The organism is Naasia sp. (assembly GCF_025465545.1).
In the GTDB taxonomy this organism is placed as follows: domain Bacteria; phylum Actinomycetota; class Actinomycetes; order Actinomycetales; family Microbacteriaceae; genus Naasia.
This window is the reverse complement of sequence record NZ_JAODMK010000015.1, coordinates 64,846-87,375: the sequence shown is the minus strand read 5'-3', so window position 1 is coordinate 87,375 and position 22,530 is coordinate 64,846. Positions and strand designations below refer to the sequence as shown.

General features: G+C 67.9%; 20 protein-coding genes. 15 read left to right on the top strand and 5 right to left on the bottom strand.

The window, feature by feature from the left end; genetic code table 11:
• Nucleotides 1-30: 30 nt before the first annotated feature.
• The 15 genes from JWR33_RS04615 to JWR33_RS04545 all read left to right on the top strand — a co-directional run bounded on the left by JWR33_RS04615 (nt 31) and on the right by JWR33_RS04545 (nt 16,694).
• Entirely contained in the window at nt 31-1,428 is a 1,398-nt protein-coding gene (locus JWR33_RS04615) for a dihydroorotase family protein (RefSeq protein WP_297409839.1), read from the top strand.
• A gap of 7 nt (nt 1,429-1,435) precedes the next feature.
• On the top strand, nt 1,436-2,761 hold the full coding sequence (locus tag JWR33_RS04610) for an MmgE/PrpD family protein (protein WP_297409837.1): 1,326 nt from the start codon (nt 1,436-1,438) through the stop codon (nt 2,759-2,761).
• Complete coding sequence (locus JWR33_RS04605) at nt 2,758-3,732, top strand: asparaginase (RefSeq protein ID WP_297409835.1); 975 nt, start codon at nt 2,758-2,760, stop codon at nt 3,730-3,732. Before JWR33_RS04610 ends, JWR33_RS04605 begins: the two co-directional genes overlap by 4 nt.
• A complete protein-coding gene (locus JWR33_RS04600) occupies nt 3,725-4,330 on the top strand; it encodes a hypothetical protein (RefSeq protein WP_297409834.1) in 606 nt (201 codons plus the stop codon). Before JWR33_RS04605 ends, JWR33_RS04600 begins: the two co-directional genes overlap by 8 nt.
• Nucleotides 4,330-5,568, top strand: coding sequence for a Zn-dependent hydrolase (locus tag JWR33_RS04595; protein ID WP_297409832.1), 1,239 nt, complete (start codon nt 4,330-4,332; stop codon nt 5,566-5,568). The genes JWR33_RS04600 and JWR33_RS04595 overlap by 1 nt, the downstream gene beginning before the upstream one ends.
• A gap of 2 nt (nt 5,569-5,570) precedes the next feature.
• Nucleotides 5,571-6,515 carry an ornithine cyclodeaminase family protein gene (locus tag JWR33_RS04590; RefSeq protein ID WP_297409830.1) on the top strand — a complete coding sequence of 315 codons (945 nt, stop codon included), beginning with the start codon at nt 5,571-5,573 and terminating at the stop codon, nt 6,513-6,515.
• 22 nt (nt 6,516-6,537) lie between these two features.
• A complete protein-coding gene (gene tcuA, locus JWR33_RS04585) occupies nt 6,538-8,034 on the top strand; it encodes an FAD-dependent tricarballylate dehydrogenase TcuA (protein WP_297409829.1) in 1,497 nt (498 codons plus the stop codon).
• A gap of 226 nt (nt 8,035-8,260) precedes the next feature.
• Nucleotides 8,261-9,337 carry a substrate-binding domain-containing protein gene (locus JWR33_RS04580; RefSeq protein ID WP_297409828.1) on the top strand — a complete coding sequence of 359 codons (1,077 nt, stop codon included), beginning with the start codon at nt 8,261-8,263 and terminating at the stop codon, nt 9,335-9,337.
• A gap of 14 nt (nt 9,338-9,351) precedes the next feature.
• Nucleotides 9,352-10,914, top strand: a complete 1,563-nt coding sequence (locus JWR33_RS04575) for a sugar ABC transporter ATP-binding protein (RefSeq protein WP_297409827.1) — start codon at nt 9,352-9,354, stop codon at nt 10,912-10,914.
• Nucleotides 10,911-11,894, top strand: a complete 984-nt coding sequence (locus tag JWR33_RS04570) for an ABC transporter permease (protein ID WP_297409826.1) — start codon at nt 10,911-10,913, stop codon at nt 11,892-11,894. Before JWR33_RS04575 ends, JWR33_RS04570 begins: the two co-directional genes overlap by 4 nt.
• The gene (locus JWR33_RS04565; protein ID WP_297409825.1) at nt 11,891-12,889 is read left to right on the top strand and encodes an ABC transporter permease; all 999 of its coding nucleotides are present in this window, start codon (nt 11,891-11,893) and stop codon (nt 12,887-12,889) included. Before JWR33_RS04570 ends, JWR33_RS04565 begins: the two co-directional genes overlap by 4 nt.
• Nucleotides 12,890-12,930: 41 nt before the next feature.
• A complete protein-coding gene (locus JWR33_RS04560) occupies nt 12,931-14,133 on the top strand; it encodes an amidase (protein ID WP_297409824.1) in 1,203 nt (400 codons plus the stop codon).
• Nucleotides 14,133-15,116 (top strand): dihydroorotate dehydrogenase, encoded by a 984-nt coding sequence (locus tag JWR33_RS04555; RefSeq protein WP_297409823.1) that lies wholly within the window; start codon nt 14,133-14,135, stop codon nt 15,114-15,116. Before JWR33_RS04560 ends, JWR33_RS04555 begins: the two co-directional genes overlap by 1 nt.
• 134 nt (nt 15,117-15,250) lie before the next feature.
• On the top strand, nt 15,251-15,994 hold the full coding sequence (locus JWR33_RS04550; protein WP_297409822.1) for a dihydroorotate oxidase electron transfer subunit: 744 nt from the start codon (nt 15,251-15,253) through the stop codon (nt 15,992-15,994).
• A 16-nt stretch (nt 15,995-16,010) separates the two neighbouring features.
• Nucleotides 16,011-16,694: a GntR family transcriptional regulator gene (locus JWR33_RS04545; RefSeq protein WP_297409821.1), complete on the top strand. Its 684-nt coding sequence runs from the start codon at nt 16,011-16,013 to the stop codon at nt 16,692-16,694.
• Nucleotides 16,695-17,006: 312 nt separating this feature from the next.
• Here the strand turns inward: JWR33_RS04545 and JWR33_RS04540 are convergent, their stop codons facing one another.
• The 5 genes from JWR33_RS04540 to JWR33_RS04520 all read right to left on the bottom strand — a co-directional run bounded on the left by JWR33_RS04540 (nt 17,007) and on the right by JWR33_RS04520 (nt 22,518).
• Entirely contained in the window at nt 17,007-17,858 is an 852-nt protein-coding gene (locus tag JWR33_RS04540; RefSeq protein ID WP_297409820.1) for a carbohydrate ABC transporter permease, read from the bottom strand.
• A complete protein-coding gene (locus JWR33_RS04535; protein ID WP_297409819.1) occupies nt 17,855-18,769 on the bottom strand; it encodes a sugar ABC transporter permease in 915 nt (304 codons plus the stop codon). Before JWR33_RS04535 ends, JWR33_RS04540 begins: the two co-directional genes overlap by 4 nt.
• Before the next feature lie 73 nt (nt 18,770-18,842).
• Nucleotides 18,843-20,195 carry an extracellular solute-binding protein gene (locus tag JWR33_RS04530; RefSeq protein WP_297409818.1) on the bottom strand — a complete coding sequence of 451 codons (1,353 nt, stop codon included), beginning with the start codon at nt 20,193-20,195 and terminating at the stop codon, nt 18,843-18,845.
• 2 nt (nt 20,196-20,197) lie between these two features.
• Nucleotides 20,198-21,223, bottom strand: coding sequence for a nucleoside hydrolase (locus tag JWR33_RS04525; protein ID WP_297409817.1), 1,026 nt, complete (start codon nt 21,221-21,223; stop codon nt 20,198-20,200).
• On the bottom strand, nt 21,220-22,518 hold the full coding sequence (locus JWR33_RS04520; RefSeq protein ID WP_297409816.1) for an ADP-ribosylglycohydrolase family protein: 1,299 nt from the start codon (nt 22,516-22,518) through the stop codon (nt 21,220-21,222). The genes JWR33_RS04525 and JWR33_RS04520 overlap by 4 nt, the downstream gene beginning before the upstream one ends.
• Nucleotides 22,519-22,530: the final 12 nt, after the last annotated feature.

Sequence of the window (22,530 nt, the reverse complement as noted above, 5' to 3'; positions counted from 1 at the left end):
GATCCGCCGCGCCGACCTAAGGACATAACAATGAGATTGCTGATCAAGAACGGCTCCGTCGTCACGCCTGACGGTGTGCTCGAGCAGGACATCCTCTGCGAGGACGGCCGGATCGCCGCCCTGCTGGAGCGGGGGCACAATGCCCAGGCGGACGAGACGGTGGACGTGTCCGGAAAGCTTGTCTTCCCCGGATTCATCGACCCGCATGTTCACTCACGCGACCCGGGTATGACCGAGAAGGAGGACTTCGCCCACTCGACGCTCGGTGCTCTCGTGGGCGGAGTGACCACCATCCTCGAGATGCCGAACGCGATTCCCCCGGTCGACTCGGTGGAGGTGCTGCGGCAGCGCAAGGAGCAGCACGAGGGTGTCGCCTGGGTGGACTTCGGCCTATGGGGCATCGCGATCGGCGACAGCAACATCGACGAGCTCGGGCCCATGTTCGAGGCCGGCGCCGCCGCCATCAAGATCTTCTGGGGCTACGCCCTTCGGAAGGACACCAAGCAGCTCGTCTACAACCTGGGTGACGAGCCGCCGGAGAACCTCATCCTCCCGCCCGACAACGGTGCAGTCCTGCGGGTCTTCGAGGCGGTCGCCGCTGCGGGCGGACTGCTCGCCGCCCATTGCGAGGACCGCGACATCCTTGCCGCCAGCCAGGAAGACCTGGGTCATCCCATCGAGACGTACGAAGACCTGCTCGCCGCGCGCCCAGCGGTGGCGGAGGCAACCTCGATCGCGGTCGGCGCCCAGTTCGCGAAGGCGACCGGCTGCCGCTTCCACGTCGTGCACATGGCCTCGGCAGCCGGGGCCGACGTGGTCCGCGAGGCGCAGGACCTCGGCCTGCCGGTGACTGCGGAGACGTGCCCGCAGTACCTGTCCCTCACTGACTCGGACTACGAGCGCGTCGGCCCCATGATGAAGGTCTACCCCCCGATCCGGAGCGCCGAGGACCGCGATGCGCTGTGGGAGGCCGTGAACGACGGCACGATCGTCTCGATCGGATCCGACCATGCGCCGCACACAGTGAAGGAGAAGTCGCAGGGCCTGGCTACTCAGCCCGCCGGCGGAGTCGGCTGCGAGACGTTCGGCCCGGTCATGCTCGACCGGATGTTCGCAGGCGACACGACGCCGGAGCGGTTCGCCGACGTGATGTCGACCTCGACAGCGAAGCTGTACGGCCTGTACCCGCGGAAGGGCGCGATCCTTCCGGGCAGCGACGCTGACCTGACGATCGTTGATCCCGGGGCGACCTGGACTGTGAGGAATGAGGAGTTGGTCGCAAAGCAGCCGACCAGCGCCTGGAACGGCTTCGAGCTCACCGGGATGCCCACAATGGTGATCCTCCGCGGCGAGGTGGCGATGAAGGACCGCAAGCCGGTGGGCGAGCACCGGGGCCGCTTCGTTCCTGCTCGTCACAACGCGGGATAGGGCGGCAATGACGGAGACCCTCCTCGACCGGGCCGTCCGCACCGCGGTGGCGCTCCGGCTCGGGGCGGTGCCCGCGGAGACCGTTCGCCATGCCGGCCATGTGATCGCGGACACCGTGGGCGTCAGCCGCGGGGGGAGCCGCCAGTCGGAGGTGGAGAGGCTGCTCGCGATCGAGCACGCCGCCGGCACCGTGAGCGAGCGGGGCCGTCCGGGCACTGCCACCGTCTTCGGTGCGCCGCACCTGTCGTCCACCGCCGAAAGGGCCGCTTTCCTCAACGCCACGGCGGGCAGCTTCCTCGAGCTCGACGAGGGGGTTCGACCCACCGGGCACCCCGGCATGCAGGTTGTCGTGCCCGCCCTGGCGGCCGCCGAGGCGACCGCGGCGGACGGGACCGCCCTACTCACGGCGGTGCTCGCGGGCTACGAGGTGGCGTCTCGTCTGTTCAGCGGCTTCCGGCTGACCTATCCGGTGCACCCGCACGGGCACTTCGGTGCGGTCGGCGGGGCGGTCGCCGTCGCGCTCGTCACCGGTGCGGATCCGCTCGAGGCAGCCCGCATTGCGGCGACCAGTCCCATCCTCAGTATCTGGGACGCCTGCTACGACGGCGCTACCGCCCGCAACACATGGATGGGCAGCGCCGCACAGTCCGCCGTCCGGGCCTCCGCCCTTGCCCAGGCCGGGTTCACCGGGTCCGCTCGGGCGTTCGAAATCGCCTTCGGCGAGATCGCAGGAACGCTGATCGACGAGGACGCGATCACGGCGCCGCTCGACTACGACCGGCTAGGGATCCGCAGGAACTACTTCAAGCTGCACAGCGCCTGCGCGCTCACCCACGCTGCGCTCGATGCCGTGTTCCGGCTTGCACCGATCGACATCGGCGCCATAGACCGGATCGTGGTCGAAACCGTGAGCAACAACATGAAGCTCGACCGGCAGGCCGCACCCAACGCGCTCTCGGCGCGCTTCTCGCTGCCCTATGCGGTCGCCGCCGGCGCCGTCCTCGGCCGCATCGATCCGGACAGCTTCGTGTACCGCGAGGACATCGCGCGCCTCGCCGAGCGGGTCGAGGTGCGGGTCGCGGCCGACCTGGAGGCTCGGTGGCCTGAGTCATCCCCGGCGCGGGTAACCGTAGAATCCCGCGACGGCACCCGTGCGGCAGAAGTGCAGAATCCGCACGGGCACCACCTCGACCCGGTGGACGCCGCAGAGCTCCGGGCGAAGTTCGACCGCCTTGTGGCGGATCCGGTGGTCGCCGAGTCCTGGTGGCGTGGGCTCACCGGGCTGGCCGAGGTGAAGGACTGCTCCCAGCTGTTCGATGGGCGTGCGCCGTGAGCCGGATCTCTCTCCTGGCGATGGGGGGCACCATCTCGACGCATGCGACCGCGGCCGGTGCTCTGCCGCGGCTCGGTGCTGCGCATCTCGCGGATGCTGCGGGTGAACAGCGTGGCGACGTGGAGGTGCGCGCCCGTGACGTGCTGCTGGTGTCAAGCCGGGCTGTCACACCGCAACACATGTGGGACCTCGCCGCGGCGGTGCGGGAGGAGATCGAGCAAGGCGCGGCCGGCATCGTCATCACCCACGGCACCGACACCCTGGAGGAGACGGTGTATGCACTCGCGCTCCTCCTCGACACGCCGGTGCCGGTCGTCGTTACCGGCGCCATGCGGGTTCCGGGGAGCGCCGGCGAGGATGGCCCGGCGAATCTCGCGGCGGCCATCGCAGTAGCGATGACTCCCCGGTTCGCGGCGTACGGGCCCGTCGTCGTCTTCCAGGACGAGATCCATCTCGCCCGGTGGGTCACGAAGACACACAGCACGCGGGTCGCGGCGTTCGGCTCTCCGTCGGCCGGTCCGGTGGGGCACGTCGTCGAAGGACGTGCCGTGCCACTGCTCGGCCCGCTCGGCTCTGAACGGCTGTCCCGTATCGCTCCGCCGGACCGGCGGGTCGAGCTGGTCTGGGCCGTGTCTGGCGCGGACGGGCTGATCGTCGAAGCGATCGCGGAGCGGATCGACGGGCTTGTCGTCGCGGGCACTGGTGGCGGGCACGCCGCGCCACTTCTCGCCGACGCGGTCCTCAGGGTCGCCGCGGCCGGTCGCCCGGTCGTTCTCGCGAGCCGGTGTGCGGGCGGGCAGGTTCTCGCGCGGACCTACGGGGGGCCGGGCGGCGAGATCCACCTGCTCTCGTCCGGTCTGGTCTCGGCCGGCAATCTCCCCCCGCTCAAGGCCAGGCTGCGGCTCCTATTCGGGCTTTCAGCGGGGCTCACAGCAGCCGAACTCTTTCCGGAAGGGCCCAGCGATGAGTGACAACGAGGGGCCGATCCCCGTCCGCAAGGACCTCAGGTTCGCCGACGAGGACCGGGTGCGTCTCAGCGATGAGGCGACCCTCGTCGAATTGCAGCAGGACATCCTGCGTGCCTCGTTCCAGCGCGGCACCGTGCAGCTCGACAGCGGTGTCGAGCAGCCCTACTTCTTCGAGAAGTACCTGATCGTGGCCAGACCGACCATCTTGCGTCGCGTCGCCCGGTTCCTGGCCGCACGCATCCCGCCCGGCACCGACCGGGTGGCGGCACCGACGCTGGGCGCCGTGGCGGTCGGTACGGCCGTTTCGCTGGAGAGCGGTCTGCCCCTGGCGATCGTCCGAGGTCAGGCGGAGACGCCCCGCGGGCGGGCGATCGAGGGCGGATTGCATCCCGGCGAGGTCGTGGTGCTCATCGAAGACGTGGTCGTGACCGGGCAGCGCGCGCTGAGGGCCGTCGCCGAGCTCCGGCGCGAAGGCGTCGAAGTCACCGGAGTTCTCGCGGTGGTCGACTGCGATCGGGGCGCTGGCGACCGCTTCCAGGCGGAGGGCCTGCAGTACGAGCCCCTATTCCGCTCCTCCCTGCTGCTTCCGGAAGGACTCTGATGACCAAGGCCGACCCCGCACGGATCGCGCGCCATCTCGACGAGCTCGGCGCCATCGGCGCGGATCCCGCGGGTGGTTTCTCGCGAATGGTCTACTCGCAGACGGAGCGGCAGGCCCACCGCCGGTTCCGAGACTGGCTCGAGGAGTACGGACTCACCACCTCGACCGACGCGGTCGGCAACTCGTTCGGCGTGCTGCCTGGGAGCGAGGACCTGCCCGCGCTCGCGAGCGGGTCGCACCTCGACTCGGTGTACCAGGGCGGGAATTTCGACGGCGCGGCGGGCGTGGTCGCCGCTGTCGAGATCGCGCGGGTACTCGCCGCGGGCGGCGGCCTCCGCCACCCGCTCAAGATCATCGCCTTCGCTGGGGAAGAAGGCGCACGCTTCGGCGCTCCATGCATCGGCAGTCGGCTCCTGACAGGCGCTTTCACCGAAGACACCCTCCGCCAGCTCGCCGACCGCGATCGGATCACCGCATGGAGCGCGGCTCGGGAGGTGGGCCTGCACCCAGAGGACGCGACGGAGGCGCGCTGGGATCCGGCGGACATCGCCTGCTTCGTGGAGGTGCACATCGAGCAGGGGCGGGTCCTCGAGGCCCGCGGTCGTCAACTCGGCGTGGTCCACACGATCGGGGGAAGCACGCGCGTCGAGCTGACCTTCGAGGGCCGCGCCGACCACTCGGGCGCCACCCCGATGTGGCTCCGTCGGGACGCGCTGGTCGCCGCAGCCGAGTTCATCACCGCGGTGGAGCGCCGCGCGCAGCGTCATGCAACCACCGTGGCTACGGTCGGCACGCTGCAGGTGCAACCCGGCTCGCTCACCACAGTGCCGGGCCGAGTCGTGCTCGGTCTCGACGTGCGGGACATCGACTCCGAGCGGCAACGGGAGCTCACCGAGAGCCTGCTCGACGACGCCCTTCGAATCGCCTCCGGGCGGGAGATCCACATCACCGCACGGCAGCTCTCCGACCAGTCGCCGATCGTCCTGCATGGAACGGTGCAGAACGTGCTCGCAGCGGCTGCCACGCGGCAGGGGTACTCCTTCATCAGCATGGCGAGCGGCGCGAGCCACGACGCGGGCCACGTGGCGAAGCAGATCCCGACCGGGATGGTGTTCGTGCCCTGCCGCGACGGGATCAGCCACTCCCCGGAGGAGCACGCGGAACCGGCGCACATCGCCCAGGCCGTGGATGTCGTGGTCGATGCCTTCCGGGATATCGACGCAGGGGCGGAGGTCTAGAGATGGTCCGGTACCTCGACGACGAGGTCGTCACGGCCCTCCTGCCGACGGCCGACGCCATCGAGTGCGTCGACCGATCCTTCCGCCTCCTGGCCGGCGGCGAAGCGACGAACGCCCCGCGCCGACGATCCTGGGCGGGCAACGCGGCGCTCAACGTCATGTGGGCTCTCGCGCCCACGGAGGGGGTGATGGGCGTGAAGTCGTACCCCGTCGTGCGAGCGGGGGTGACGCAGGGCACCGTCCTCACGCTCCTCATCTATTCCATTGATACCGGTGAGCTGATTGCGATGATCAAAGCGGACCGTCTCGGCCAGATCCGAACGGGCGCCGCCAGCGCGGTGGCAACCCGGGCGATGGCCCGCCCCGACTCCGAGGTCCTCGCCCTCTTCGGAGCCGGCTTCCAGGCCGAGACGCAGCTGCGGTCGCTCGCGCTCGTGCTGCCGAGCCTCCGCACGGTTCGCGTGGTGAGCCGGGGCGAGGAGCGACGAGACAGGTTCATCGCCCGGATGCGGGACGAGCTCGGCTTGGAGGTGCATGCGTCCGGGGCGGAAGAGGCCGTCCGTGCGGCGGACGTCATCGTCACCGCGACGGGAGCAGCCGAGCCTGTGTTCGACGGCGCGTGGGTCCGGCCAGGCACCCACGTCAACGCGACCGGGTCGAATGCGCGGGAGAAGCGGGAGGTGGACCGCACGCTTCTGGACAGGGCCGCGGTTGTTGTGACCGACGATCGTGAGGTCGCGCAGCTCGACTGCGGCGACTTGCACAGGAACGGGTGGGACCCGGCGACGGTGCCGACCCTGGGGGAGCTTCTGCTCGGGAGCACCCCCGGGCGACGCGGTGACGATGACATCACGCTCTTCGAGTCGCAGGGCCTGGCGATCCAGGACGTGGTCTGTGCGGCATATGTGCTGAGACGAGCCGACGGAGCCGGGGAAGAGTTCGGCTAGCGCCGGGTTTTCACGGGAGCCGGTGCAGAACTATTCGGAGGAGGTCGGCATGCACGAGGAGTCGAGCGGTCGGCGGTGGGACGTGATCGTGGTCGGTGGCGGCAACGCGGGGTTCAGCGCCGCACTCGCCGCGGCGGAGCGGGGTCGATCCGTCCTGCTGCTGGAGCGCGGCAGGGAGGGGGAAGCGGGGGGCAACAGCTTCTACACGGCCGGTGCCACCCGCGTGGCGCACGGCGGCCTCGAGGACCTGCTGGACATCCTTGAACCGGACGAGCGGCACGCAAAAACGCTTGTACCCCCCTACTCCCGGGAGGACTTCCGCGCCGACATGGTCAAGGTGACCGGCGGAGCGAACGACCCGGCGCTCACCGAAGTGCTCGTCAGCGAGGGGCTCGACACGGTGCGCTGGCTGCACGGGCACGGGCTCCGGTACCGGCTCATGTACGAGCGACAGGCCTATGCCCGGCCGGACGGCACCTACCTCTTCTGGGGTGGCCTTCACATCGGAAACCTGGGCGGAGGACAGGGGCTCGTCGCCGACCACACTGCGGCGGCGAACCGGGCCGGCGTAGCTATCCGCTACGCCCACCGTGCCATCGGTCTCCTCGTGGAGGACGGCCGGGTGGCGGGCGTGCGTGTAGAGGGACGAGACGACGTGCGTGCGGAGTCGGTCGTTCTCGCCGCGGGCGGATTCGAGGCCAACGGGGAACTGCGCCGCCGCCACCTCGGCGAGGGGTGGGAGAACGCGAAGGTACGAGGCACCCCTCTCAACACCGGCGACATGATCCTCGCTGCGCTCGAGATCGGAGCCGCGCCCGGCGGTGACTGGACAACTTGTCACAGCGTTGCGTGGGACGCGTGGGCCGATCTCAACGAGAGCAATCGCGAGCTGACGAACAGGCTCACCCGGCAGAGCTACCCGTTGGGGATCGTGGTGAATGTGGAGGGTCGCCGCTTCCTGGACGAAGGGGCCGACTTCCGCAACTACACCTACGCGAAGTACGGGCGCGAGATCCTCGCCCAGCCAGGCTCGATCGCCTTCCAGCTCTTCGACGCGGACCTGCGGCCCCTGCTTCGCGCTGAGGAGTACGACATGCCGGGAATCGGGTTCGCCAGTGCGGACACCCTTGATGAGCTGGCGCGCATGACCGGCGTCGATCCCGACGGGCTGCGCCGAACGCTGGATGAGTTCAACGCGTCGATCGACCGGTCGGTCCCGTTCGACCCCACGGTCAAGGACGGCCGATCCGCCGGGGTGCAGCCGCCCAAGAGCAACTGGGCGATGCCGATCGAGACAGCGCCCTTCTATGCCTATCCCGTCACCTGCGGCATCACCTTCACCTTCGGTGGCGTGAAGACGGACATCGAGGCGCGCGTGCTGGGCGCCGAGGGTGTTCCGATCCCGGGTCTGTTCGCAGCGGGCGAGATGCTCGGGGGGCTGTTCAGCCAGAACTACCCGGGCGGCAGCGGACTCACCGCCGGAATGGTATTCGGCCGCCGCGCCGGATCTCGCGCCTGATCGATCCGGTGGAGGGTGCACGGCTCGAGCGCTGCTCCCGGGCGCTCGCATCCGGGAACGGCGCGCCCTTGACGCACAACCGAGTACCGCTGTATACAAGGGGGGCGGCGACGGCCCGCGATCACCACAATGGAGAGGTGAAAGTCAGAAAATGGGCACAAAGGCGATCAAGGGGATCTGGCGCAGACGGGCACGCCGCGTAGCGGTAAGCGCGGTTGGGATCAGCATGGTGGCGGCACTAGGACTCACCGGCTGCGCGAAAGAAGCCGGCCAGGAGTCCGGCGGGGCCAAGCCGGAGAAGGTTGACGGTGTGTCCGCCGATCTCATGGCGGACGCTGACGTCACGGTCGACACGTCCAAGTACAAGAAGGACGGCCCGTACACGATCGCCGCCCTCACTCAGGGCCCCTTCAACGGCTGGGGCCTGACGTGGGACGAGACAGTCAAGTACGAGGCGTCCCAGAACCCCGATGTCGGGGAGCTCCTGCTGCTGCCTTCCATGGGCGACGCCGACGGCCAGATCACCTCGATGGAGAATCTGGTCACTCAGAAGCCCGATGCGATCATGCTGAACCCGCAGGGACGGGCCGCGCTCTCGGCGTCGGTCAGCCGCGCAATGGCTGCGGGCATCCCCGTCATCGTGTGCGGCAACAACGTCGAGGGCAAGAAGTACGTCACGTACAACGACGTAGACCTCTACGCAGTCGGCTACCAGGCGGCGGCCAAGCTCGCGGAGCGGCTCGGCGGCAAGGGGAACGTGATCCTCATGCACGGCATCGCCGGCGTCGACGCTGCCGAGGCGTGGAAGCAGGCAGCTGAGGACGCCTTCGCGAAGTACCCGGACATCACGATCGTCGGCAGCGAATACGCCAACTGGTCGGTGGCGACCGGCAAGGAGAAGGCCACGGCGCTCATGGCAGCCAACCCCCAGATCGATGGGATCTGGTCGGGCGGATCCGAAATGGCCACGGGCGCGATGCTCGCCTTCGACGAGGCGGGGAAACCGCAGCCGGCGTACGGAGTCGACAACCCGACCAATGGCTTCCTCCGTCTCGCACAGGAGTACGGGGTCGAGTTCGACGCGTTCCCGGACCCTCCCGGAACTGTGGCGAAGGCGTGCCTGGAAACCACCCTCAAGGTGCTGAAGGGTGAGCCGGTGAAGAAGTACGAGGCGATTCCTGCCGAGGGCTTCAACGAGACGAACCTGGACGAGCACTACGTTCCCGAACTGAGCGACGACTTCGTCGGGCCGCTGGTCCTGCCGATGGAGGCGTACATCGCAGCCGGATTGAAGCGTAAGTGACCCTAGCGTCGCCGGTGAGCACGGAGAGCGGATCAACAGAGCCGCTTCTCGAGCTTCGCAACGTCAGCAAGGCCTTCGGTGGCGTGCAGGCTCTTGACCGCGTCAACTTCACCGTTCTCCCCGGCGAGATTCATGCCCTCGTCGGGGAGAACGGGGCAGGCAAGTCGACCCTGGTCAAAATCCTCGCCGGGGCCTACGTTCCAGACTCGGGTGAAGTCATCGTCAGCGGGGAGAGTCACGCGACGCTCACGCCGCAGCGTGCCCGGGCCGCGGGTATCGCCGTCGTCCACCAAGAGTTCAACCTCTTGAGCGAGCTCACGGTGGCCGAGAACGTGTTCCTCGGCATGCTGCCGAAAGGGCGCTTGGGTGCCGTGTCGCCGGAGAAGGCGGCACGGCTGACCACAGCGATCCTCGCCAGGCTGGGATCGGACCTGGATCCCCGCAGGTACGTGCTTCAGCTTTCGGTCGTCGAGCAACAGCTCGTCGAGATCGCCAAGGCACTTGCCGGGAACGCGCGATGCATCGTCATGGACGAGCCGTCCACGGTGCTGTCGCCCGAGGAGCTCAAGGTCCTCTACGCCGTGCTGCACCGCCTGAGGGACGAAGGCCGGAGCATCGTCTACATCTCCCACCGTCTCAGCGAGGTCTTCGCCCTCTCGGACCGGGTCACGGTGTTCAAGGACGGCCGCTTCGTCAGCTCCGACAACACTGTCGAGATGACCGAGGACGAACTGATCCGCCGAATGGTCGGCCGGCCGATCAGTGAGCTGTTCCCCGAGCGCGTGCCCTCGATAGGAGAGCCGGTGCTGGAAGTACGGAACCTCACCGTGCCCGGCAAGCTGTTCGATGTCTCGGTCACGGTGCGAAGGGGAGAGATCGTCGGTCTTGCCGGCCTCGGGGGAAGCGGGCGAACGACCCTGGCTCGTGCCGTGGTCGGGCTAGAGGACGTTGCCGCCGGCCAGATCCTTCTGGAGGGGACACGGGTGCCCCGTTCTCCCGGGCCGTGCGCTCGAGCCGGGGTCGTCATGGTTCCGGAGGACCGCAAAGCACACGGCATCGTGGCAGGTCGATCGGTTGCGGCGAATCTGTCGCTGCCTTCGCTTCGCCGCTTCAGCAGGGCGGGCGTGCTGTCGTTCAAGCGAGAGCAGAGCATGGCAGCACGACTGATCGCGCAGTTCGGTGTCCGCCCTGCTTCGACGAGAGTCAGCATCCATAACCTCAGTGGCGGGAACCAGCAGAAGGTGGTTCTCGCGAAGTGGTTCGACACGTCGCCGAAGGCTGTGGTCCTCGATGAACCGACCCGTGGCGTCGACGTCGGAGCCAAGTCCGAGATCTACGCGATCATCGAGGATTTGAGCGCCCGCGGGGTAGGGGTTCTTCTCGCTTCCTCCGACCTGACGGAGCTGCTCGGCGTCTGTGACCGCATCGTCGTGCTGCGAGAGGGCAGGGTGGCCGCAGAACTGAACCGCTCGGACGCCAGCGAAGAGTCGATCCTCCGGGCGGCAGTCGCGTCCGGGACGTCCGACGAGCCCGAGATCGCCCCGCAGGCGCCCCAATCAAGGACGGAGAAGCAGTGACGCTCACACTCGCCGAGCGGGTCGCACGCACGCGGCTCGGACCGCCCTCCAGCTGGCTGCGCCGGAACGGGGCGGTGGTTTTCGTCTACCTCCTCGTCGTCGTCCTCTACGCCGTCGCTGCGTCGATCTCGCCCGCTTTCGGGCGACCGGAGAACCTCGCCGAGATCCTCCGCCAGTCGATCGCCCTCGGGGTGGTGACGATCGGTCAGGTGTACGTGCTCCTCGGTGGCGGCATCGACATGTCTGTCGGCATGACGGCCCGGGTGGTCGGACTCGGTGTCGCGGTGACGATGGGGGCGACGACGATACCGCCGATCCTTGTCATCGTCCTGGGTCTCGCGGTGGGAGCCGCCATCGGGCTGCTGAACGGAGTGCTCATCACTCGGATCGGCGCGACCCCCTTCATCGTCACGCTGGGGATGCTCGGGGTGCTCAGCGGAGTGGCGCTGGCCATCACCGACGGGCCCACGGACGTCGTACCGGACTTCTTCTTCACGATGTACGACGCAGCGATCGGTCCCGTTCCCATCGCCGTACTCGTGTTCCTGCTCATCTGGGCTGCTGCCTGGTTCGTGCTCAACCGCACGACCTACGGACGCAACGTCTATGCCGTCGGAGGGTCGGCCGATGTCGCCCGGCTCTCGGCGATCAACGTGCATCGGACCCGAACTCTGACCTACGTCATCTCTGGTGTCTGTGCCGCCGCAGCCGGCATCTTCCTGCTGTCGAGGTCCGGTGTGGGCGACCCTGGGCTCGGACAGGGCCTCGAATTCAGCTCAATCGTCGCCGCGGCAATCGGCGGGATCAGTCTGTACGGGGGGCGAGGCTCAATAGTCGGAGCCTTCGGCGCCGTCCTCCTGGTGACGATGTCCAGCAACATCTTCGATTTCCTGCACGTGAACGGGTACTTCCAGCAGCTGGTGCTGGGAGCGATCGTCCTCGTCGGGGTTTCGGTCTACAGGACTCGGGGACGGCAATGACGCTTTCGACTGCAGTCGACCGATCGGCGGCCCACCGCCCGCCTCTCGCCGTCCAGGTCGTGGACTGGCTCTCGCGATACTCGGCGATCTCCACCACGGTGTTGCTCCTCATCGTGGCAGCGATAGTCACGCCCACCTTCTACGACGAGACCAACCTCCGAACCGTTGCCGTGCAGACCTCGGCGCTCGGCATCGTGGTGCTCGGCCAGATGGTCGTGCTCCTGGTCCGCGGGATCGACATGTCGGTGAGTGCGGTTGTTGCCGTCACGGGGGTCATTGCGACGTCGGCGGCCGGCGGCGGTGCGAACATCGCGATCTCCCTGGCGGCCGCGGTAGGCCTTGCCCTGATGGTCGGCCTGGTCAATGGCCTCCTGATCACCTGGCGCAAGGTTCCTCCGTTCATTGCGACGTTCATCATGTTCATCGTCGTGAGCGGTGCGCTCCTGGCCTACACCAAGGCACAGACGAGCGGGTCCGCCCCGGCCTGGCTTCGACGGGTCGGATCGGGCTCCATCGCCGGCGTGCCGCTGCCCACGATCATCTGGATCGCGATGGGTCTGTTGCTTTTCGGCGTGCTGACCCGCACGATCTGGGGCCGTTACGTGTACTCCGTGGGAGCGAACCCCGAGGCCTCGCGTCATGCGGGTGTGCCGGTCTTCGCGGTCACGATGTCGGCCTACGTCCTGTGCGCTCTCTGCGCGCTGGTCGGCGGCCTCATGTACAGCGGCTATTCCGGCTACATCGACCAGAACCTCGGCAACAACGTCAACCTCAACTCGATCGCGGCGGCGATCATCGGAGGAGTGGCATTCAGCGGAGGCCGAGGCGGGGTTCTGGGCGCGGCCGTCGGCGCGCTGCTGCTGACGGTCCTGACGAACATGGTGGTCGTCGCAGGGCTCGAAATCTACTGGCAGCTGATTGCGCAGGGACTCGTGCTCATCTTCGCCGTCGCGATCAACGGTCTTCGGGACCGCTGGATCCGCGACACAGCATAGGACCGGGATGTCCGGGCAGAACCGAGGAGAGGAACCATCCGATGGATGCGATTGACACGAGGCGCAGAGCGCGAGAGCTCGCGAGCTACAACGGCTTCATCAGCCTCAACGAGCAGGCCGAATCGGGTGAACTCGTTGCTGTCAAAGACAACATCGACGTCCAGGGCATGGTCACAACCGCTGGCGGCAGGCACCTCCCGGCCAGGGCCGCGGACAAGGATGCGCCGATCATCGCATCCCTGCGGGCCGCCGGTGCTCAGGTCATCGGCAAGGCCAACATGCACGAGTACGCCTTCGGCGTCACCAATGACAACGTCCACTTCGGAGCCGCGCGGAACCCCCACGATCCCACCCGCGTGCCCGGCGGTTCCTCCGGTGGATCGGCTGTGGTTGCGAGCCTCGGGCTGTGCGACTGGGCGATCGGCTCAGATACGGGGGGATCGATCCGGATTCCCGCAGGTCTCTGCGGGGTGGTGGGCATGAAGCCCACCACTGGGCTCCTCAGCATCGAGGGGATCTTCCCGCTCGCGGAGAGCCTCGATGTTCCAGGCCCTATGGCACGGGACGTTCGAACGACTGCGCACGCCCTTGGGGTGCTGGCCGGCGGCGACCGATTCGACCCCGGGACTCCGGAGGACTGGTCCCCTCACCTGGCTGTTCCCTCCGGGTGGGAAGACGGCCTCGATGGGCAGACCCAGAAGGTTTGGGACCGCGTGAGCGAGGGCCTTCCTCGCATCGAATTCCCCGGCTGGAAGACTCTGGAGGACGCGTTCCAGCCCATCCTGTTCGCTGAAGCGACCTCGTACCACCTCGATTGGCTGCGTGATGCCCCTGACCTGTACAGCGACGACGTCCGCAAGACGCTCGAGCTCGGATTCAAGGTGACGGGAGCCGGCTACCTATGGGGCCTGCGCCAGCGGGCACGGTGGGCCGAAGCGGTTGAACGTGCGCTCGGCTCGTACGATGCCGTGATCCTGCCCAACACGATGATCACGGCTCCGCTGATCGGGGAGCCCCATGTCCGGGAGAAGCTCCTCCGGTATACGCGCCCGTTCAACCTGACCGGGCAGCCCGTCGTCACGATCCCTGGACCCTCCGATTCGCTGCCCGTCGGCATCCAGGTCGTCGGACGCATCGGAGAAGACGCTGCACTGCTGCGTGTGGCCGCGGCCCTCGAGGCCCGCTGGGGCGCAGGTAAGGCGCCCGTGCCTGAGCAGGAGACCACCATGGGTGCCACCAGATAATGCACTCAGCCGTCATCGACTCCCGCGCCCACGACCGCGACAACGGAACACAGTCACGGCCGGATCTCTCGGTCACCGTGGGCGACCTCGTCCTGGGCAACCCGGTCATGCCCGCTTCCGGCTGCTTCGGGCCCGAACTCGCCCCGCTCATCCCATTCGAGCGGCTCGGTGCGGTCGTCACCAAGACGGTGTTCGCTCGCCGGCGCGCCGGCAATCCGGCGCACCGCCTCGCGGAGACCAGCCACGGGATGCTCAACAGCGTGGGCATCCCGAGCCCTGGCAGTGACGGCTTCCGGAGCGGCCTGCTGCGTCGGTACCAGGCTGGCGGCACCCACGTGATCGTGAGCATCGGGGGACTCGTCGCCAGCGAGTATTACGAGGTCGCCGAAGACCTGGCCGATGAGGACATCGCCGCATTCGAGATCAACGTCTCCTGCCCGAATCTCGAGCAGGGCGGGCTGGCCATAGGGACCTCGGCCGAGCGCGTTGCCGAAGTCGTCTCCGGGATCAAGGAGTTGGTCGCCGTTCCGCTCTTCGTCAAGCTGACGCCGACGGTGAGCTCCATCAGCGAGATCGCGAGGGCCGCGCAAGACGCCGGCGCTGCGGCGCTGGTCGTGGCCAACAGCTTCTCGGGACTGTCGATCAATCTCAGAAACCGCTCCAGCACTCTGGGAACCGGAGCAGGCGGCTACACCGGACCCGGCATCAAGCCGCTCGCACTCAAACTGGTGCACGACGCTGCAGCGGCCGTGACCATTCCCGTGATCGGATGCGGAGGCATCAGCACCGCGGCGGATGTCGCAGAGTTCATGATCGCCGGGGCGACGGCCGTGCAGATCGGGACGGCGACCTTCACCCGTCCGACCACGATGATCGAAGTCATCGATGACCTGGGGCCGCTGTGCGAGGCCCTCAACGTGCGCAACATCAGCGAGCTGATCGGAACGATGGACAACCGGGTCACGACTGGCCTGAGTCTATGAGGCCGGTCAATGCGGGTGTTGCAACAGAGCAGCACGCGAGTTGGGGGTTGGCGAATCTCCCGATCGAGCAACGCCCGTCGCCCGGCGCTGGATATGCGCGAATCCTCGCCCACCGGGTGCTGGGAGACCGGTACATGGCCCTCGTCCTCGAGGCGCCCGAGGTGGCCGCATCGGTGCGGCCGGGGCAATTCGTGATGCTGACGGCGGCCCGCGCGGGGGAGAGTGCCCCAGCGCTTCCACGGCCGATGGCGATCTACTCCCGCGACCAGGGAGCCGGCACCGTTGAGATCCTCTACGGTGTGGTCGGGGCAGGTACGGAACGGCTGCGCAGCTTCAATCCAGGCGAGCAGATCTACACCGTGGGTCCGCTGGGACGCGGCTTCGAGGTGGCGCCGGATGTCCAGACGGTTCTCCTGGTCGGCAGGGGCATCGGCACCTGCTCGCTGACCACCGTCGCCCAGGAGAACGCGGAACGAGGAAGGGACACCATCGCCGTCACCAGTGCACGCAACTCCGGGGCGCTCATCGGTGTCGACTTCTACCGGAAGCACGGCGCCGCGACCGTGCACGCGGTGACCGACGACGACGGCACGAGCGCTCCTGCCGCGCTCATCGCGTCCCTGACTGAGCAGCACGATGAAAAACCGCCGCAGCTGATTCTCACCTGTGGATCCGACAGGTTGACGCGGCTGTGCCAGACGCTCAGCGAGCGCTGGGAAGCTCCGATGCAGGTCTCGGTGGAGGCCCACATGGCCTGCGGTCTCGGTTACTGCCACGGCTGCGCCTCCGGAGCACGCAGCCAAGGGAACGAAAGCCCGCTGATCTGCGCCGACGGCCCGGCCTTCGCCTGGCGAATCCTTGCGGAGACCGACGCATGATCCTGAGGAACGCGTAATGCCCGACGTCGCAGAGGGTTCGCTCTACTCGCGACTGCACGCGGCTATTCTCAACGGCGACTATCGTCCCGGGACGATACTCGTGGAAACGGCTGTCGCCGCACAGTACGGGGTGAGCCGGACCCCGGTGAGAGACGCCCTGCGCGCCCTCGAGAAAGACGGCATCCTGCAATACCGCGGGCGGCATCTGATCGTGCGGATAACCACCCTCGAGGAAGTGATGGAGATCTACGATTGCCGGATAGTGCTCGAGGGCGTAGCGGCCGAATGGGCCGCCCGCGCCCGATCGGACAATGATCTGGTCCTCCTGGAGATGGCGCTGAATGACATGTCAGGTGCCGCCCGGGGCACTCCTTCCGAGAAGACCTCGGTCAATTACGTCTTCCACGACAGGCTGTGGCGCTCGAGTCATAACGCGACGCTCGTGGATCTGCTGAGTCGCCTGGAGGTGCATTGCCGGCGGTATCCGGAGCCGACCGTGAGTCAACCCGGTCGTTGGGAAGTAGCCGTCGCTGAGCACAAGGAAATCATCGACGCAGTGCGCCGCAGAGATGAGGAGAACGCGAGCCGTCTGGCCCGCGAACACATGGCAGCGGCGAGAGATCTCCGACTTCAGATGGTGCGGCGAGAAGCGTCGCAGGCGTTTCAGGGTGCCGACTCGTGGAGAGCGGCCGCCGGCTGATCCGGACGGCCGACGGTACGCCGATGGACTAGTGCCGGGACAGCGCACCCATCGGGGCTGTTTGACGAGCCGTTCTCGATCCTCGGCTGCGCCTTCTGCCCCCTCGTCTGCGATGGCGATGACCGGGTCGGCCATGCTCGGCACTGCATCGGCAGAGTCGGAGCCGGGCTGGCGTCGAGGACAGCGGAGAGCGTGTCGTTGGCGAGCGGAACGGCGCCTCGGTTCGGGCGCCGCCCGGCGGTTCCGCGATAGCCGGTACCGAGCAGAGTCTGACCAGGGCGGGGTCGGACCGCCATCGTGAGGCGACGGCGGTCATTCCTTGCTCCCGGTGCTCGCAACCGAGGTCACGAAGTAGCGCTGAAGCGCGAGCAGGACGATCGCGGGGATGAGCGCGAGGATCGCCGTCTCGGCGAACACCCGACCGTAGTCGGTGGTGAACGCGCCGAACGCCTTGGCGATCGCGACCGGAGCGAGATCGAGTTCCTGCCGCGATGTCACCAGGATCGGCCACAGGTAGGCCTGCCATTGGAAGAGGAAGAGGATCAGGCCTGCCCCGATGAGCGCCGGGCGAGTGAGCGGCAGGTACACCGACCAGAAGATGCGGAACCAGTTGGCGCCGTCGAGATGGGCGGCTTCTGCGAGCGAGGACGGAATCCCCAGGAAGAACTGCCGGAGGGTGAATACGGCGAGGCCGTTGCCCAGACCCGGCAGGATCAGCGCCAGCAGGGTGTTGGTGAGGTTCCACTCGCTGAACATGCGAGAGAGCGGAATCGCGATCGCCTCGAAGGGCACGAGGAAGCTCAGCACGACGACGGTGAAGATGGCGGATCTGCCGCGGAAGGGGATTATCGCCAGAGCGAATGCGGCCGCTGCGCTGATGGCGAGTCCGACGATCACCGTGACGACTGCGACGAAGAGACTGTTGGCCAGAGCAGTCAGGAACCCGGATCGCACAGCGGATGCAAGGTTCTCGACCGTGAGCTGCCGCGGCCAGAGGACGCTCCAGCTGAGCGGCGAGCTGCTCGCGAAGGTCTCGCTGGCCGTCCTGAAGGTGCTGGCCAGCAGCCAGAGCACGGGGAGCAGGAACAGCAGCGAGACCGCGATGGCGACGACGAGCAGGACTGCGGATCCCAGGGAGCGCGGGATTCCCCTCGGCCGGCTCATTCCTCTCCCTCCGGTGTGCGGAGCAACCGGAACTGGACGGCGACGATGGCGACCATGATGACGAGCAGCACGACGAGCTCCGCGGAGGCCTCGTACGGGTCGCTGAGCTCGTAGCTCTTGTGGAAGATGTCGTACATCAGGAAGTTCGAATTTCCTTCGGGTCCGCCGCTGGTCAGAATCTGGACGGGCGCGAAGAGGACGAAGTTCGCGACGGTGTCGGCGACCAGCACGAAGAGGAGTGGGCGTCGCAGCATCGGTATCGTCACCGAGAAGAACGTCCTCAGCGCACCTGCCCCGTCGATGCGTGCCGCCTCGAAGTACACCGGGGGGATGTCGTTGATCCCCGCGATGAGGAACATCATCCAGTAGCCGATGCCGATCCAGCTGGCCAGCACGATCATCGAGAACACCACCTGGTCCGGGCTGGTGAACCATGGCTGAGCGGGAAGTCCGAGGATCTCGAGAGCCCCGTTCACCGGCCCGTCCGGCCGCAGCGCGATGCCCCAGACGATTGTGGAACCGGCGAGGGGCACGGCCGACGGGAGGAAGATCAGCGTCCGCCACAGCCCGGACGCGGGCAGTCGGCGGGTGAGAAGGACGGCCAGCGCCAACGCCAGGGCGATCTGGATCGGGTTGACCAGGATGTTGAAGACAAGGGTCTGGCGCACGGATTCCCAGAAGGACTCCTTGGCGAAGAGCCGCGCGAATACATCCGCCCCGACGAAGGTCGGCGCAGCGAGACTGCCGGGCAGCCCGGACTTTGTCGAGGCGCCGACCGCCGCGAGGGCCGGAGCCACGCGGAGCACGATGATCAGGGCGATCGTTGGCGCCAAGAACGCGGCGCCAGCTGCCAGGTCGCGGCGGGAGCGTCCGGTGTGGCGTCGACCGCCGGCGCGGATGGCGGTGCTCATGGAAGGTCTCCGGGGTTTCAGGGGCGGGAGAGGAGCGGGACGGGTGACGTCACCCGTCCCGCTCTCGTTGCGACTACTGGAACTTGGCCCAGGCCTCGGTGAGGTCCTTCTCGGCCCCGGACAGGGCCTGCGTCGCGTCCGTGCCGTTGATGATGTCGTCGAACGCCCTGGTCATGATGTCCTCGAACTCCACGTAGCCGACCGTCTGCAGGCGCAGGGTGGAGGTGTTGGCGAGCTCCGACTTGATGAGATCGACGACGCCGGCGAAGCGCGGGTCCTTGAAGGTTTCCGCCTCGTAGAACTTCGCGCTGCCCTCCAGGTTGGAGGGCGGTACGGCGAGCGCCGAGAGGTATTGCGCGTAACCGCCGTCGTCGAGGCCCATGAACTGCATGAAGATCGCGGCCGCGCTGGCCTTGTCCGCGCTGGCATTCGGGTTCAGCCCCAGCGACCAGCCGCCCGTCGGGGTGGACGCCTCACCGCCCTCGAAGGAAGGGAATGCGGTCACCCCGAAGTCCAGGTCGGTCTCACCGGTGAACTGGGTGCCCCACCACGGTCCGCCCACGAAGTAGGCCGTCTGGCCCGCCGCAAACAGGTTGGGGGTCTCCGCGACGGCCACCCCGCGCGGGGAGAGTCCGTCCTCGAAGAGGCTTCCGTACCAGGTGAAGGCCTTCAGCCAGCCGGCGTTGGCGACCTCGGGGGTGAGGTTTCCGTCGCCCGATGCGCCCGGTCCGCCGCCGGCGCTGATCGCCAGGGGCTCGAGCTGGTAGTAGCGGTCGATCTGGTCGAAGACGAGACCGTACTGGGCGCCCGCCTTCTGTGCCTTAGCGGCGTCCTCGGTGACCGTCTCCCAGGTCAGTCGGGCGGCTGGGTCCGTCGTCGGCGTGGCGATGCCGGCCGCGTCGAGCAGCGTCTTGTTGTAGTAGAGGATGTTGGACGACGTCTGGTACGGCATGGTGACGACCTTGTCGTCGACCGTCGCGGCCTCGAGGCTGCCGGGGTCCACCGACTGCGCGAGAGCGGGGAAGGTCGGAGTGAGGTCCGCGAGCCAGCCGCGCGCGACGTAGGCGTCGGTTCGTGGCATGTCGACGTCGAACACGTCGATGGCGTCGCTCGCGTTGGTGAGCCGCGCGGCGAGCACGCTGTTGAAGTCGTCGAACGGCACGGACTCGTACTCGACGGTGATGTTCGGGTGGGCCTTGTGGAAGGCGTCGATCACCGGCTGGATCTGGTCTGCGGCGTAGGCCGCGCCCGCGTAGGTGATCGTGATGGGTTCGGTCGGCTCGGTGAGCGTGGACGGTCCGACACCGCCGATCCCGCCCGCCGCGTCGTTCGCGGGCGCGCCGGCGCACGCGGCGAGCGCGAGCGCTGCCGCGGTCACGACGGCTCCGGCTGTGAGCCAACGAGTCACTTCTTTGTGAACGTGCATGACTACTCCTTCGAGGTGCAGCTGTTGTGGATATGGGTGAGCGTCTCGCGGCTGATCCGGGAGAGGAAGAGACGGCGGAAGCCGTCGACATCGGTGGCGATAGCCACCTCTGCATTGGGCGGGCCGGCGGGCTCGAGCGCGAGCCCCCGGTTGGCGACAACGAGCCCACGGGCGAGCTCGCTCTCGGTTTCGGCCTGGACGTCGGCGAGCTGCCACGTCAGGAGGTGTGGGTGGGTGACAGCGGCGATCACGAGCGGGTCGTGCAGGAAGCACGCGGTGCGGTGCTCCTCCCGACCGGGGAAGGCGCGGCCCAGGAAGTCGATCCATCCGTCGGTGCAGTTCGCTGCGTACTCGGCGAAGGGGTCGCCGGTTCGACGCAGTGACTCGGCGTCCGCGTGGGTGAGCATGACTTGGGAGGTCTGGTCGATCCCCACCATCCGGATGGAAGCCCCACTGCGAAGGACGATGTCGAGGGCCTCCGGGTCTGCGTAGGCGTTCAGATCCCCGACGACCGTGATGTTCTGCGCATACCCGGTGGCGCTTCCCGCCATGAGCACGAGCTCGCGCACGTTTCCCGCGAATGAAGGGTCGCGCTGGATGGCCATGGCCAGATTCGTCATCGGGCCGATCGCGATCACGACGACCTCTCCGGGCCGCTGCGCCGCGATCCGCACGAGGTAGTCGGCCGCGTGCTCCTCCGTCGACGGCCCCCGAAGCTCGAGGGGAGCTGGCGACTCCGTCGCTCCGAGCACCGCTGCGAAGAGCGAACGCACGGCGCGCATGTCCCGCTCCAACGGCTCCGACGCCCCTTGCACGACCGGCAGTCCGGGAACGCCGAGGCGATCCAGGAGGTCACGAGCGACGTGCGTGCCGGTGTGCACGTCGACGTTGCCGTTCACGATGGTCAGCGCGAGGACGTCGAGCTCCGGGGAGCGCAGCGCTAGCGCGATCGCGAGGCCGTCGTCGATGTCGCTGCCCGGTTCACCGAGGCCCGGGTCGGTGTCGATGATCACCGGGATCCGCGTCATCGGAGGGCCTCCTCCAGGGCGAGCGTGCGGCGGGCGAGTTCGGCGATCGGGACGCGGTCGAAGTCCCGTACAGCGCTGCGCACTCGAACGTGGGTCGTGCCGACCAGCGCCTCCGGGATCGAGTCCTTCCCGTGCAGTGCACCGAAGACGCTGCCGACCGTTGCCGCAGTGGAATCGGTGTCGCGGCCGCCGGAGATGGTGAGCGCCACGGAGGAGGTGAAGTCGGTTCCCCAGAGGAGACCGACGGAGATCAGGGCTGCGTTGTTCACCGTGTGGACCCAGTTGTAGTGGCCGAGCGTCTGGTCGACCCAGCCCAGCGCCTCCTCGGCGGTGTGGCCGGAGACCTGCAGTTGCAGGACGCCGGAGAGCGCCAGCGCCAGGCGGCTCGAGGAGGGGATCGCCCGCACTGCGATCTCCAGTGCCCCGCGCGCGGTGTCCGCTGTCAGGGCGGCCGACACGAGTGCCGCAGCCCAGACCGCGCCGAAGACACCATTTCCGGTGTGACTCAATCGGGCATCCGCCAGTGCGCTGCGGGCGGCCCGTCCGGGTCGGCCGGGATGCACGTAGCCGTGCACGTCGGCACGGATGAGGGCCCCGATCCACTCCCGGTAGGGGTTCTCCACCAACGCCGCCCGCTCTGCGGGCACTCCTCGGACGAGGTTGCGGTATGCCGCGCGTTCCGCTGTGAAGGTCTGCGTGAAGGGCAGACGGTCGAGCCAGCTCCGGGCTACAGCGGCGGTGGTGAGCTCGCCACCCTGCTCCTCGAGCATGGCGAGGGCAAGGATCGTCCAATCGAGGTCGTCGTCGCGCGGAACGTCATCGAAGGAACCTGTCGTCGAGAAGGGGGCGGATTCGTGCAGGTGACTGACGCCCTCCGGCAGGACCGACAGGAGCGGGAGATATCCGGTCTGCGGCCATTGACCGGCGGCCGTGAGATAGCGGCGCACCTCATCCCGAGCGAGACCCTCCACCGGCTTGCCCATCGTGTTGGCGACGCACCGGCCAAGCCATGCGCCGTGCACGCGGTCAGGGAGCGCGGCACGATCGACTTCGTGCTCGGGAAGGCCGGCCAGGATGGATTCGAGGGTGTCCCTGTCGTCCGGCTCCGCGAAGGCCCAGGTAGGGTCAAGCGGCGCAGCCGCGAGTCGGGCCGAGATCTCCTCCAGTCGGCCGTAGTCCGCGTCGGCGGCTGCGCTGCGGGCCTCCGCCAGCAGCGCAGCGACGGGATAGCCGCTGTGCAGGAGTTGCTCGGCCTCGTCAGGAACGAGATCGCGGGTGTCGAGTACGTCGTGCATGGGGTGCGCTTC

Bases quoted from the DNA above. Each gene is read 5' to 3' on its own strand.
- JWR33_RS04595 (WP_297409832.1), top strand. From the start codon at position 4,330: ATGACCAAGGCCGACCCCGCACGGATCGCGCGCCATCTCGACGAGCTC.
- JWR33_RS04555 (WP_297409823.1), top strand. From the start codon at position 14,133: ATGCACTCAGCCGTCATCGACTCCCGCGCCCACGACCGCGACAACGGA.
- JWR33_RS04565 (WP_297409825.1), top strand. From the start codon at position 11,891: ATGACGCTTTCGACTGCAGTCGACCGATCGGCGGCCCACCGCCCGCCT.
- JWR33_RS04560 (WP_297409824.1), top strand. From the start codon at position 12,931: ATGGATGCGATTGACACGAGGCGCAGAGCGCGAGAGCTCGCGAGCTAC.
- JWR33_RS04530 (WP_297409818.1), bottom strand. From the start codon at position 20,195: ATGCACGTTCACAAAGAAGTGACTCGTTGGCTCACAGCCGGAGCCGTC.
- JWR33_RS04525 (WP_297409817.1), bottom strand. From the start codon at position 21,223: ATGACGCGGATCCCGGTGATCATCGACACCGACCCGGGCCTCGGTGAA.
- JWR33_RS04580 (WP_297409828.1), top strand. From the start codon at position 8,261: ATGGTGGCGGCACTAGGACTCACCGGCTGCGCGAAAGAAGCCGGCCAG.
- JWR33_RS04535 (WP_297409819.1), bottom strand. From the start codon at position 18,769: ATGAGCACCGCCATCCGCGCCGGCGGTCGACGCCACACCGGACGCTCC.
- JWR33_RS04610 (WP_297409837.1), top strand. From the start codon at position 1,436: ATGACGGAGACCCTCCTCGACCGGGCCGTCCGCACCGCGGTGGCGCTC.
- JWR33_RS04520 (WP_297409816.1), bottom strand. From the start codon at position 22,518: ATGCACGACGTACTCGACACCCGCGATCTCGTTCCTGACGAGGCCGAG.
- JWR33_RS04590 (WP_297409830.1), top strand. From the start codon at position 5,571: ATGGTCCGGTACCTCGACGACGAGGTCGTCACGGCCCTCCTGCCGACG.
- JWR33_RS04540 (WP_297409820.1), bottom strand. From the start codon at position 17,858: ATGAGCCGGCCGAGGGGAATCCCGCGCTCCCTGGGATCCGCAGTCCTG.
- JWR33_RS04615 (WP_297409839.1), top strand. From the start codon at position 31: ATGAGATTGCTGATCAAGAACGGCTCCGTCGTCACGCCTGACGGTGTG.
- JWR33_RS04600 (WP_297409834.1), top strand. From the start codon at position 3,725: ATGAGTGACAACGAGGGGCCGATCCCCGTCCGCAAGGACCTCAGGTTC.
- JWR33_RS04545 (WP_297409821.1), top strand. From the start codon at position 16,011: ATGCCCGACGTCGCAGAGGGTTCGCTCTACTCGCGACTGCACGCGGCT.
- JWR33_RS04550 (WP_297409822.1), top strand. From the start codon at position 15,251: ATGGCCCTCGTCCTCGAGGCGCCCGAGGTGGCCGCATCGGTGCGGCCG.